Origin of the sequence: Methylomonas paludis (assembly GCF_018734325.1) — a bacterium.
Lineage (GTDB): Bacteria > Pseudomonadota > Gammaproteobacteria > Methylococcales > Methylomonadaceae > Methylomonas > Methylomonas paludis.
The window spans coordinates 2,395,518-2,407,829 of the sequence record NZ_CP073754.1 but is presented as its reverse complement, the minus strand read 5'-3'; the positions used below and the strand labels follow the sequence as shown (position 1 = coordinate 2,407,829).

At 49.2% G+C, this 12,312-nt stretch carries 15 protein-coding genes; 6 read left to right on the top strand and 9 right to left on the bottom strand.

Features of this window, described 5'->3' with window-relative positions; genetic code table 11:
* Nucleotides 1-59 precede the first annotated feature (59 nt).
* Nucleotides 60-1,313 (top strand): glutamate-5-semialdehyde dehydrogenase, encoded by a 1,254-nt coding sequence (locus tag KEF85_RS10840; RefSeq protein ID WP_215580418.1) that lies wholly within the window; start codon nucleotides 60-62, stop codon nucleotides 1,311-1,313.
* Nucleotides 1,314-1,580: 267 nt separating this feature from the next.
* Here KEF85_RS10840 and KEF85_RS10835 read toward each other — a convergent pair whose 3' ends face one another.
* The 3 genes from KEF85_RS10835 to KEF85_RS10825 form a co-directional block, all read right to left on the bottom strand.
* On the bottom strand, nucleotides 1,581-1,874 hold the full coding sequence (locus KEF85_RS10835) for a hypothetical protein (protein WP_215580417.1): 294 nt from the start codon (nucleotides 1,872-1,874) through the stop codon (nucleotides 1,581-1,583).
* Nucleotides 1,871-2,149, bottom strand: a complete 279-nt coding sequence (locus tag KEF85_RS10830; RefSeq protein WP_215580415.1) for a BrnT family toxin — start codon at nucleotides 2,147-2,149, stop codon at nucleotides 1,871-1,873. Before KEF85_RS10830 ends, KEF85_RS10835 begins: the two co-directional genes overlap by 4 nt.
* 144 nt (nucleotides 2,150-2,293) lie before the next feature.
* A complete protein-coding gene (locus tag KEF85_RS10825; protein WP_215580413.1) occupies nucleotides 2,294-2,884 on the bottom strand; it encodes a TetR/AcrR family transcriptional regulator in 591 nt (196 codons plus the stop codon).
* Between the two features lie 243 nt (nucleotides 2,885-3,127).
* On the opposite strand from KEF85_RS10825, the gene KEF85_RS10820 reads away from it, so the two are divergent.
* The 4 genes from KEF85_RS10820 (at nucleotide 3,128) to fae (ending at nucleotide 4,957) form a co-directional block, all read left to right on the top strand.
* Nucleotides 3,128-3,388: a (2Fe-2S) ferredoxin domain-containing protein gene (locus tag KEF85_RS10820; RefSeq protein WP_215580411.1), complete on the top strand. Its 261-nt coding sequence runs from the start codon at nucleotides 3,128-3,130 to the stop codon at nucleotides 3,386-3,388.
* Nucleotides 3,389-3,425: 37 nt separating this feature from the next.
* Nucleotides 3,426-3,815, top strand: a complete 390-nt coding sequence (locus KEF85_RS10815; RefSeq protein ID WP_343222196.1) for a hypothetical protein — start codon at nucleotides 3,426-3,428, stop codon at nucleotides 3,813-3,815.
* A 174-nt stretch (nucleotides 3,816-3,989) separates the two neighbouring features.
* Entirely contained in the window at nucleotides 3,990-4,274 is a 285-nt protein-coding gene (locus KEF85_RS10810; RefSeq protein ID WP_215580407.1) for an SAM domain-containing protein, read from the top strand.
* A 134-nt stretch (nucleotides 4,275-4,408) separates the two neighbouring features.
* A complete protein-coding gene (fae, locus tag KEF85_RS10805; protein ID WP_215580405.1) occupies nucleotides 4,409-4,957 on the top strand; it encodes a formaldehyde-activating enzyme in 549 nt (182 codons plus the stop codon).
* 160 nt (nucleotides 4,958-5,117) lie between these two features.
* Here fae and KEF85_RS10800 read toward each other — a convergent pair whose 3' ends face one another.
* Nucleotides 5,118-9,203, bottom strand: coding sequence for a PAS domain S-box protein (locus KEF85_RS10800; RefSeq protein ID WP_215580402.1), 4,086 nt, complete (start codon nucleotides 9,201-9,203; stop codon nucleotides 5,118-5,120).
* A gap of 98 nt (nucleotides 9,204-9,301) precedes the next feature.
* On the bottom strand, nucleotides 9,302-9,865 hold the full coding sequence (locus KEF85_RS10795) for a biliverdin-producing heme oxygenase (RefSeq protein WP_215580401.1): 564 nt from the start codon (nucleotides 9,863-9,865) through the stop codon (nucleotides 9,302-9,304).
* 236 nt (nucleotides 9,866-10,101) lie between these two features.
* Between KEF85_RS10795 and KEF85_RS10790 the strand changes: the two genes are divergently transcribed.
* Nucleotides 10,102-10,434 carry a DUF167 domain-containing protein gene (locus KEF85_RS10790; RefSeq protein WP_215580399.1) on the top strand — a complete coding sequence of 111 codons (333 nt, stop codon included), beginning with the start codon at nucleotides 10,102-10,104 and terminating at the stop codon, nucleotides 10,432-10,434.
* A gap of 4 nt (nucleotides 10,435-10,438) precedes the next feature.
* Here the strand turns inward: KEF85_RS10790 and KEF85_RS10785 are convergent, their stop codons facing one another.
* The 4 genes from KEF85_RS10785 to mepK all read right to left on the bottom strand — a co-directional run bounded on the left by KEF85_RS10785 (nucleotide 10,439) and on the right by mepK (nucleotide 12,206).
* Complete coding sequence (locus KEF85_RS10785) at nucleotides 10,439-10,747, bottom strand: hypothetical protein (RefSeq protein ID WP_215580397.1); 309 nt, start codon at nucleotides 10,745-10,747, stop codon at nucleotides 10,439-10,441.
* A gap of 90 nt (nucleotides 10,748-10,837) precedes the next feature.
* The gene (locus tag KEF85_RS10780; RefSeq protein WP_215580395.1) at nucleotides 10,838-11,083 is read right to left on the bottom strand and encodes a hypothetical protein; all 246 of its coding nucleotides are present in this window, start codon (nucleotides 11,081-11,083) and stop codon (nucleotides 10,838-10,840) included.
* Nucleotides 11,084-11,121: 38 nt separating this feature from the next.
* Entirely contained in the window at nucleotides 11,122-11,322 is a 201-nt protein-coding gene (locus KEF85_RS10775; protein WP_215580393.1) for a hypothetical protein, read from the bottom strand.
* A 290-nt stretch (nucleotides 11,323-11,612) separates the two neighbouring features.
* Nucleotides 11,613-12,206, bottom strand: a complete 594-nt coding sequence (gene mepK, locus KEF85_RS10770; RefSeq protein WP_215580390.1) for a peptidoglycan L,D-endopeptidase MepK — start codon at nucleotides 12,204-12,206, stop codon at nucleotides 11,613-11,615.
* Between the last annotated feature and the right edge of the window lie 106 nt (nucleotides 12,207-12,312).

The following is a 12,312-nucleotide window of genomic DNA, read 5'->3' as shown; positions in this document are numbered from 1 at the left end:
GTTTGACGCTGTATAGTGATGGTTTTTTCTGGCAAACCCCCATCCCCATTTAGAAAGTGATGAGTATTAACCAAGTACACAGCATTGCCCAACAAAGCCGTCTTGCCGCACGCCGGTTAGCCTTTGCACCGGAGTCGGTGCGTAATCGGGCTTTACTGGAAATGGTGGCGGCGTTGGAGTCTGTCAAACCACAGGTTTTGGCGGTCAACGCCGAGGAAGTCGGCACAGCCCGCGATCAAGGCCAGTCGGATGCACTGCTTAAGCGCTTGACCATCGATGACAAAACCTTCGAATATATGCTGTCACGCTTAAAGAAGGTAGCACAATTACCTGATCCGCTGAATCGGGTACTGGCGGGACATACCAATCCTGCCGGGCTGCGCGTCTACAAAAAGTCAACACCACTGGGAGTGATCGGCATTATTTATGAATCACGACCCAATGTCACCACCGATGCAGCCGGCGTCTGTATTAAAAGTGGCAATGCGGTTATTCTGCGGGGCGGATCGGAAGCCCTTAAAACCAACACCTTGCTCACCGATGCCATGATAGCCGGCGCGGTCAAAGCAGGATTGCCGCAACACGCCATACAAATCATCCGTACCCCAGGTCACGAAGCCGTGGGTGAATTGCTGAAAATGGATGAATATATCGATGTACTGATTCCGCGTGGCGGTAAAAGCCTGATCAAACGTATCGCCGAAGGTACCCGGATTCCGGTCATCAAGCATTACGACGGTATCTGCCACCTCTATATCGCCGCCGATGCCGACCCTGCCCAGGCCATCGCCATAGCTGTTAACTCCAAATGCCAAAGCGTGCAGGTTTGTAACGCCTTGGAAACCCTGTTAATCGATCAACACTGCTCCGCAGCACTGTTAGCACAATTGCAATCGGCATTTGCCGCCAACAATATAGCGCTGCGCGGCTGCCAGCAAATCCAAGCCCGCTGGCCCAATATCGCCGCTGCCGGCGAAACCGATTGGCAGAGTGAATATCTGGCGCCGATCTTGGCAGTCAAAATGGTCGATGGTATCGATCAGGCCATAGCCCATATCAATCATTACGGTTCCGGCCATACCGATGGCATTGTCACCAGTAGCCTGAGTCTGGCAGGACAATTTGAAGCCCAGGTCGATTCGGCTTCCGTGATGATAAACGCCTCAACCCGATTATCCGGCGGCGGCGATTATGGTCTGGGATCGGTAGTGGGCATCAGCACCGATAAACTGCATGTGCGTGGCCCGGTTGGCCCCAACGAACTCACCAGCTATAAATGGGTAGCCTATGGGGAAGGGCATTTGCGCAGTTAAGGCCGTCAGGCAAGCCACCAAACTTTTTTAGCTATCGGCATTTTGCAATCGCAACTCGCCAGAGCACCAAGTTCAAAACACCCTGTGGCCTGGATGCAGCGTAGCGGCATCCGGGATTCGAAGCCAAATGCCGTAATTGTGCAGATTTCTAATTAAGCCCATAAGCCTGGTAGGGTGGATTCGCCGCCAGGCAATCCACCAAGCTTTTGTTAGCTGGTCCAGCGTTTTCCTAGCCCTAAAACGCCCTGCGCAGCCAAGCGACTCCCATCACCCGGTATTTTTCACTGCCGACACATCGCGCAAACTACCCGAAACATATTTGTATAACACACTGGCCACCAGTGTTTGATAAGGCAAGCCTTCTTCCAAAGCGCGACGCTGTAATGCCGCTAAATCCCTGGACGAAATTCTGATATTGATACGCTGGTCTTTTTTAAACACCGCCGTGGCGGCGTCTGCCAAATAGGCCTTACGCTCATTGCTCAAATCCGATTCAAATTCACCGGCTTCAAATGCCTCTAACAAAGCTTGTTCATCTTGATCTAGTTCTTGCTTATTCATTCGCCACCCCTTAAATATTTTTTGGTCGCTTTTCGACTGGGAATAATGGTTTTCAGAAAAATATCGGTGCTGGTTTCCACATAAGGCACCAAATAGGCGTAATCATTAACATTAACCACAAATACCCGTTGATGGGCATATTTCCCATTATTAGGATGATAAACATCATCCAGTACAGCGCCTGACTGTAGTGCAAACAAAATATCTTCAAACGAGACGCCCCATTCTGATATTAAAAGCTGATTTTTCTCAGCATTCCAATTAATGATCTTCATGCTGTAAAGACTAGCATAATGGATGCTAATGTCATCAACCACAAGCCTGGTAGGGCAGATACACCGCAAGCAATCCACCATGCTTTTGTTAACTGTCCGGCGCGATTCGCCAAAACACAAAGTGAAACCACCCCCCACCAAAAATTATTGCCCACCGGCAAGCCGGCTTGATCCCGGCACCGCGACATTAATCAAAATTTCGGCCGCCTGACGCGCGCTAACGCTGGCCCCACCGCCTCTTTTCATTTGTTCCGACACAATCGCGCCTTCGATCAGCAAAGCCAGTTGTTGCGCCAGATTATCGGGATGTTCCGCCCCGGCCTGCCGGGCCAGATCGGCAATATAATCTCTAAACTTTTGATAAAATTCGGCAGACACCTGTTGCACCGGATTATTTTCCACTGGAAACTCTGCCGAAGCATTAATAAAAGCACAGCCACGGAATTGCGGGATATCCAGCCATAGGCCAATGATGTCAAAAATGGCCAGTAACTGGTCTTTGGGCTGCTGCGCCTTACTATTGACCTGCTCGACAAACCAACTGGTAAAATCCGCATCGCGCTTGCGCAAAAAGGCAATGATTAAGTCATCCTTGGCTGGAAAATGTTTGTACAGCGTCATCTTGGTGGTACCCGCCGCCTTGACGATAGTTTCCACGCCGGTGGCCTTAATGCCCTGGCTGTAAAACAGTTCGGAAGCGGTTTCCAGGATTTTGGCTTTCAGATTGTGCGACATAAATACCATGAGTGCCTATAAGATCTAACAGTATGCCGACAGCGACATTCATGAGCAACCGGATTTAGCGATAGCCGCAAATGACGGGAAAAACTGGTATATCGGCACTGCTGATCAGCAAATCCGCCAACACCGGTTCCGTCAGCAACAGCACTGATTATGACATAGATAAGCCTATAAACTTGCAAAAACTATACTGACCGGTTAGTGTATGACCCGTTCAACTTTTCAAAGGCCGTGCAAATGAAGTTAAGTGTATGCACCCTGCAACGCTATGCGCCTAATCCACATTCGTGTGGTAACAGCGGTAGTGTTGAGATAGCCAAAAAACTGGAGCAAGCCCTTGCTGAGAACCGGCTGGATGTCGCCCTGGAGCGGATCGGCTGCTTTGGTGCGTGCCTGAAAGGGCCCAATGTCAAGTTAATGCCGGCAGGCAAAAACTGGCATGGGGTCAGTATCGATGATGTAGATCAAATCATTGCCTACATCAAACACCAACCATAAAAATTAACAATAATAGAGGAGTAACACCTTGGAAATTATGCTGAAAATGGGCGTGATCTTGATTTTCTGTTCACTTACCTGCGCCTGGTTGGGCACGTTTAGCCGCTGGTTCCCGATCAAGGGTTTGGAAGGCGGCTTTATTAAAGATTACGGCCTGCTGATTAAAGCCCATATTGACTACATCCTCATGGCCGGCCTTAATCTGACCATATACGCGGTGGCTAAAGTAGCCAATATCGCCTTGCCTATCGAAGCCTGCTGGCTGATCGCCATCGGCGGCTTTACCAACCCTACCGTATTTACCATTGCCATGCTCAAACCGGATTTCTGGCAATATCAATGGGCCAAAATCTATACAGCCGCCACGTTTGCCCTGTCAACCATCGGCTTCGTCTGGGCCGGTGTGGTGATGTTCAACGCCGCTTAGGCTGTGCGGTGATGCTGCAAAACCAGCATCACCGGCGTTTATCTATCCATCTGTGCCTGCAGCTGCCAAAGCTGATATCCATCTTTATATAGATGGTACCAGCTTGCTGCGGAAGCACCATTAAAAAGCGCGTTACCGAGTGGCTTAGAAATCCAACACATTTCCGCTCCTTTATTGATAGCAACAAAAATTGAATCATTCTATGGTCGTGGTGCCGGCGATTACCTTCATCATGATGTTGAAGATATCATTAATCTTGTCGCTGGCCGGCCAGAATTGATAAATGAACTACAGCAAGCACCTCAACAGCTACGTGACTTCGTTGAACAGGAAATTGATGATCTACTCGCGGATGAGAACTTCGTTGACAGTATTTCAATGCATCTCGGTCCTAGTCAATCAGAGCAGGCGAGGGTGAATATAGTGATAGCACGACTGCGGCAAATTGCAGGTCTGTAAGTGGGATACACCGCAGGCCATCTACCAAAACCTCCCAGCCTCCCCAACATTACCATCGCAAAAACACCCCACATCGGCTAAATAAAGCTAATATAGCCTTTTCCAACCACTTTTTACCTGAAGAGGAAACCACAATGAGTGAAAGAATCGTGTTGCGCAGCGGAGAAGCCCTGGTTGCCGGCGGCCCGCCCGGTACCGCTGCAGAACCTGAAGTGATAATTGGCGAACTTGACGGGCCGGTCGGCACCGCGATTGCTTCCCTGACCGGCGACCAGGTTAAAGGCCACACCAGGGTATTTGCGCTGTTAAACACCGATATTCAGGTCAGGCCACTCACCCTGATGGTCAGCAAAGTCACCGTCAACAACAGCCGCTACACCAATATCCTGATGGGTACCGTACAAGCCGCCATAGCCAACGGCGTATTGGATGCGGTGCGGGCGGGCGACATCCCCAAAGAAAAAGCCAACGACCTGGGCATCATCGTCTCGGTTTGGCTCAACCCCAGTGTGATTACCACCGAAAATCTGGATCACAAAATCCTGTTTGATCTGCACCGCAAAGCCACGGCAACCGCCATCCACAAAGCCATGCACAACCAGCCGGATATCGACTGGTTATTGGAAAATCAGGACAAAATCACCCACAAATATTATCAACTGGGTCTGGATGGTAAAATTTAGGCTGAGCGGCGTTTTGCATCGCGAAAACACCCTACTGGTAGGGTAGGGTGGATTCGCCGTCAGGCAATCCGCCGTAAACCTTTAAGGCTGTCTGGCGTTTTGCTATCGCGAAAACACCCTACTGGTAGGGTGGATACACCTCCGGCAATCCACCCAGCACTTACAAATTCTGCAAAATATCGGCAAACTTGGCAAAATTCAGCGGCTTAAGCAAATGATGGTTAAAGCCCGCAGCATAGGCCTGCGACCGGTCATTTTCCTGGCCAAAGCCCGTCAAGGCGATCAGGATGGCACCCTGGATTTCTGGAATGCTGCGTAGCTGTTTGGCTACCTCATACCCCGAAATATCAGGCAGGCCAATATCGATCAGCGCTACCTGCGGCCGGAAAACCAGCGCCTGCTTAATTCCCGCCAAGCCGCAATCGGCAATCTCCACCTGATGCCCTTGCAACCTCAAATTCATCGCCAGCCCATCCGCCACTTCCGGATAATCATCCACAATCAAAATCCGGAGTTTATGAGGCGCTAGTTCAGAATTAGCGCTGCCGGATCCATTATCGGCAATCGGAGTAGCCAATATCGGCAAGCGTACACTAAAGGTACTACCCAGACCGATACCATCACTGGCCGCGCTTATCGCGCCGTCATGCATTTTTACCAGCCGGTTCACCAGCGCCAGCCCCAGGCCTAAACCGCTAGGCGCATCGGCTTGATTATGTCTGATCTGAAAAAACAGGTCGAAGATATCATTTATGTCATTAGGTGCAATACCAATGCCGTTGTCTTTGACATCAATCACGGCCTCGGCCTGATCCCGTCGGGTAGTCAAAGTGATTTTCCCTTGTTTAGCGGTGTACTTGGCGGCGTTATTCAACAGATTTGATATCACCTGAGTCAGGCGGGCCGGGTCGCCTTTAATCCATAATGGTGTGGCGTCAAGATCAATTATCAGCACTTGCTCGCGCTCCAGGATCAGCGGACGGCAGGCATCTATGGCATTATTCACCACATCGTTCAGCAGCACAGGCTCCTTTTTCAGCGTAATTTTACCCTGGGTAATCCGGGCCGTATCCAGCAAGTCATCAATTAAGCGGGTAATATGATCAACCTGACGATCAATAATATCGTAATTCCGGGTAATCAAAGGATCACTGACATCCTGATTTTTTAACCAATACACTGCGTAGCGAATCGGTGCCAGCGGGTTACGTAATTCATGCCCCAGCATGGCCAAAAACTCATCTTTACGCCGGTCACGCAGCTCCAACTGGGTTTCAATACGCTTACGTTCGGTAATGTCATGCAGCACAGAACGGCTCATCAGGAAATTTCCGTCCGCATCTCTGATCGCCGTGGCGTTCAAGATAATATTACGCACCATGCCGTTTTTGCCGACCAGCTCAAATTCCAGATCGCCGATATGACCATCCTCCAACAGCCCGGCAAAAGTGTTATGGTATTGATTGGGATTGCTGGATGTCAAAAACTCGCCGGATTTTCGCTTGCCCTCAATTTCTTCCCGTTCATAGCCCAGCCATTTCAGTTCGGTATTGTTAATACGCAGGATAGTGCCGTTGCTATCCACAGAATGGTAACCGCACGGTGCATTATCATAAAGATCCTGGATTTCCTGAGCCGATTCCTGCAGTTTTCTTTCCAGTAATTTCCGCTTTGTGATGTCTCGCGCAGAGTTATATAAGCAGCGCAAACCATCAATGACTATGCCCCTGGCATGAATCTCTACATCGAACACCGAACCGTCTTTACGCCGATGCCTGGTCTCAAACCTGCGGCTTTCTTTGAATAAATCTTTAATAAGTTCAGAAAGTTCCGTATGCGGTATCTCAACATCCCAATCAAATACACTCAAGTTGGCCGTTTCTGCTCGGCTATAACCCAACATCTCGGCAAAAGAATCACTAAACTCAAGGAGTTTGCCGTGTTCATCCAATATATGAATGCCGTCACTAGCGGCGTTGAGCAAATTGACATATTTTTGGCTTTCATTAAGAATGCGTTGCTTGGCTATCTTGCGCGCGGTGACATCGTGGCCTATGGCCAGAATACCCAATAAATTGCCCTGAACATCGCGCATCGCTGAGCGGGTGGTTTCCAATACAATCTGGCGACCATCAATAGCATTGATTATCGATTCATTATTATGCTCAATGGCATTCAAGCGATTAGTGACCAGTATCTCACTACGGAAAAAATCAGATTTGGCTTTAAGCATAAAATCCGTATCGGTCTTGCCAACTATTTCAGCTTCAGAAACGCCGGTTAATTGTTCAAAAGCCCGATTGCAAGTCATATAGACACCGTCCGGATCTTTTAACCAGACCAGATCCGGTATGGTTTCCAGCAGGGTGCGTAACTGAGTATGCTCATATTCAAGCTGTAATTCAGCAAGCTTGTTGTGAGTAATGTTTTCATGCAATACCGCCACGCCTTCACAAGGCGGGCGCATCGGATAAACATGCATGCGAAACCAGCGCGGCTTGGTTTGCAAGTGGCAAGGATAATCCAGTGAAAAATAGCTCAGTTCACCGTTCAATACTGCTTTAATACCGAGTAAGGCATCAAAGGGATCAATCTCTCCCGAATAATAGTCCTTGGTATCGCAGATATGCTGGTAATTTTTACCCACTGGGTTAATATTTAACTCCGGCATTTCATCCACTGCCGCGGCTCGTTTCCAGGCTTCATTTACCAGCACGATAATGCCTTGCTTATCGAGAATAGCGATTTTTTCCGGACTGGAATTAAGCAGGGTAAGGGCAAAAGCCTGTTCTTTACGGATCTCCTCAATTTCAATTAAAGTACCCAACTCTTGGGCGGAGCTTAATTCTGCTTCCTGCCAGGGTAAGCTTGTTCCGGAAATATTCTGCAAAAACTGGGCGAAGGATTTTCTGGGCGAAATCTGACCGCTTTCGTCTATCAGATGGGCATGCGCCGGGTCGCCGCCCCAGCGTATCGAATAGGATCTTTCGCGGCGAAACCAGATCAGATGGCTACGAGGATATTTGAAAATCGTCACAAATACCGCCCCGGCTATGCCGCTGTCATCATCAAAGCCAAGATCGGTGTGCAGGTTAGAAGATGCATACAGGCTGGTGTTTTTTTCAGCTTCAAAGCGACGCAGCAGCAACGCTTTGATCTGGTGGGGTTCAGGGGTAATACCACAGCTATAAATGTTGTCATCGGTTACTAAGGCCAGACCATCTGCACTAATGACTGCCAATATCTCGTCACAATCTTCCTGCTGCATTAACACCGTTAAGTCGATTTCCCGTACCGTATTGAGCAGTTTTTGCCGATGATAGGCTAGACTATCCAGCATTTCCCGGTGTAGCCGGCTTTGTGTGGTTTCGATTAACAAGGAGAGATCTTCGCAAAACCAGCTCAGTACCTCCCGCTCAGCGAGATCAAAATACTTTGGTGTATTGAGTTGATGACAGGCCACCAGCCCCCACAGCCGGTCAGCTACCACCAGGGAGCCAACCAAACTGCCTCTAACCTGCATATTAGCCAGATACTGGATATGCATGGGTGAAACACTGCGCAGGCTGGATAGCCCCAGGTCGATAGAGCGGCTGTCCTGGCGGGCCAGCAAAGCCGATGGGGTATAAAGGGCGTCAGAAATCAGCCGGATTTTACTGGACTGGAACAAATCGCGGGCCTGTTTGGGGATATCGCTGGCCGGAAAGTGCAAACCCAGAAACGGCTCAGTGTCTGAGTCACAGGCTTCGGCAATCACCTCGCCGTTCCAGTCCGCGTCAAAACGATAAATCATCACCCGGTCATAGCCGGTGAACTGGCGAATCTGCTGCACAGCTTCCTGACTAATCGCACTCAGATCAGTCAAAGCCCGCAACTGTTTCAGCGCTAAGCGCAAGCCATACTGCATATCCAGTGCCGCATTAGCCTGATTTTGCACTTCGATATCCAGCAACAGCTGACCATTGCTATTCACATGCTGTCTGCACAGGAATTGGCGGCCATTCAGCGCCAAGGGCACCAGGGCCGATTGGCCGGCCAGGCGGGCGGCATCGTCCCCCAAAATCAGCGTCAGACTTTGCCCCAGCAAACTTTCTGCGCTAAAGCCAAACAACCCCTGACAGGATTCACTGGCCGCTTCGATAATCCCGGAGTCGGGCGCTACCACCAATAATACACCATGCGGCTGAACACTGCCAGGAAAGCGGATCGGCTCGGATTCACAATTGGTGATATCAACATTCATCATATTAGCGCAGGACAGTTGGCAAAAGTAACCCGTATGCCACAATAAATTCAAGTGTCAACATGGTTTCAGATAAAAACAGTCACGGCTATCTGTCGGGCTCATAAGATATCAACTGTTGAAAACTGCTTAAGGTAAGCTGAAAATACTGCACAAGCAGCATTTTCAGCCTCTGGTCTGGATTCAACCGCAATCCTGTCCAGGCGTTCCACAAAAACCTGCCAGTTATTAGGGGTTTTTTGCCCATATACGCTTATAAAGCGGCTGGCTTGTGCTAAATCATGGTCTTCAGGATTTAAACGCTTTTTAAGTAGCATCAGGCCTAAAGTGCTGCCCTCAAGCACATACTGAACACCCAAAGCCTGAGCCGGAGACGAGATAGAGGGAACATCGGCAGCCAATAGCGGCTCATCGCAACCCAAGGCCTTAAGATCGGCCAATAACCATTCCGACTTGACCAGCCGCAGTGCCGACCAATCAGCGGATTCCCACAAACGCAATTGCGCTTCTAAAGGTGCAATCAGGGCTAACTGCGCAGACAGATACTGCCGATATTGCTGCCGGGTAGGGGTGCCGGCGGCCATGATTTTCAGCAAAGCTGTCTGTTCCAGCGCTTTATGCAATGAGGCAGTGCTATGCTGTAGTTGCTGCCTGAAACTTACCATCAAAATTAATCCTGCCAAAATGAAGCGATAAAAATTTTAACATTCATATTTTGACGGATATCACGTAGGATGCGCTGAACGCAGTGATGCGCATCAGTCGCGCACCATACCCCCCAAGAGACAGCACATCCTCTAGCACTTCCGTCAAAGTAATGTTGGGCAACCACTGGCTATACTAAGTGAAAGTGATTTACCAATCTGATAACTTTAATATATCATCAATTATTTCAATCAAAATGTCACGCAGCGCATCATCAAGCAAATCATTTTGTAGTTGGGAAGGCGAGATACTGGTTCTCAATATACTCGGCACACCCAGCGCCAAAAAAGACGCCATAGGCAAGCCCAAAGGTCATCAGCTAAAAGTCAGCGTCACAGCAGCGCCTGTGGCAGGCAAAGCCACCGATCACATGGTCAAATTTCTGGCCCAGGAGTTTGGCGTCACCCCCAAGGACATTGAAGTGGTATTTGGCCGTTATAACATCAATAAACAATTGCGTATCACCTCACCCAAGCACCTGCCGGTTGTGATCAGCAAACAGCTGGCGCTGCAGGCCGCAGACGCTTAGCCTTTCAGGCCTCAAAGCCGATCTGGAAAGAACCAAGATCAGCGGCATCCCCGCTGATCAATGTCAAACCGGCCGGGTCCGGCATCTCAGTCTGATGCGCCGAATAAGCGTCCAATAAGGGGATAATATGGCGTACTGATTTAGGTGTGGTATACACCAGATAGCGGGTGCCATCCTCATTCCAGCAGCCAAACATCGCCATGCCCTCCGGCCCGTTTCTGGCAATATAAGCTGCCCGAAATGCGCCCAGCAGCACATTTAGTTCCCCGGACAGGTATTCCTGGCGCGAGAGCGAGATACGGTGCCAACTCATGCTTTTGATCATTTCCTGTTTGCCCTCACTAAAAAATCACCTTGGCTGTAGTGGGTCGGGTGGATACGCCTAGCCAATCCACCAAAACGGCTAATTCAGCCTATGGGCAGATTTAAGCACATTAAATTCCTGATGCCGAGTTTTTTCCTTTTCATCCACCCGAACCCGGTTGGCCGCTTCGGTCAACGTATCCGCCAGCCCTAAAAACTCCCGCACTTCCAAACGCATAGCCAGATTTTGGATATGCAGATGCACAATACCGCATTCCTTGCAGATTAACACTCTGGCAGATTCTGTAGCCGCTAAATATTCATGGGTACAAGGTTTCTTACGCATGGGATTACTCACTTAAAGGTTGAGGAGAGATGGCTGGACTAACCGCTGATCAGGTTATTGAGTTTTGCTTTTGCCAGGGTCAGGAATATCTTGCCGACGATATGTTTTGAACCTAAATCCAGGCATTTAAAATCCGTGGCATGAAGCTGGCCTTTTTCAATCAGCTCAGCCAGCACATCCGGCGTAATCGCCAGCTTTACCACTAAAGGACCACGCAAAAAACCGAATAAATTTTTCATAATAAGCGTCGGCAGTATTGATTTGTTGTTAATGATAATCATTATCATTTAAAAAGTAAAGCCCAGGCTAGCTAAAAATTTGTCTAATTATTCAGCGTCCAAGCATTTCTTTAAAAAATTACCGGCGATTTATGATGGATGCGTAAAAATTACGCCAAGTCATGACCAAATTTATAAATTCAGACAGAAAATTAAGCACTAAAGCCGGAACGGCAAGACTTTACAGCAAACAGGGAGTTTAGCCCCAAAGCAACTGATAGCGCTTGGAGCTTAAGCAGGGGAGTACTAACTTACCAGGTTCTGGGCTTACCGGTGTCCAGGTGCACGAAGTCAGAGTCAGGATAATAACCGACACCGCCGCGATTCATGGCCAGAGCCGCATGGCGGATGCGGCGGCTGTCTATGCCTTCGACGCGGATATCGATGGCGCGGCCCTGCATATGCAGGCTGTTGGTAGCAACGCCGGAAGTTTCATTGTGCAGCCAGCTATTGGTCTCAGGCGAGCGGTAGCCGGAAATGATGTGAAAGGGCCGGTTGCCCACGCCCAGCATGGCTTTAATATCGTGTAACTGGTCGATTAAATCAATATCGATGGGGTAGATATCGCCGGAGCGGAAATCACGGAGGATGTAATCTATTTCGCGTAAAGCCGATTTAATATAACGGCCTTTTTCAAAATAAGTCAGTTTCAGTTTGTCGCCGGTGTGGGTATGTTCAAATGCCAGAGTCTTGTGCATCGGCAGTCGCGATCGGGCCGCTTCGGCGATAGCCGGGGTCGCCATAGTCAGCAGCGTGCCGCAGGCCAATTGCCGCATGAAACGGCGCTTGGATAGCACAATATCATTGTCGCCTTGGTCAGGCTGTTCAAAAAAACGCTTTAACATGAATCTTTCCTCAGTTCGGACTCAATCCTGTGGGGTTGAGACTGGCAATAGCAGAATCTGTAATGCTGCCTAAAACACAAATCCCGAATTTTACCAATAAATTTCA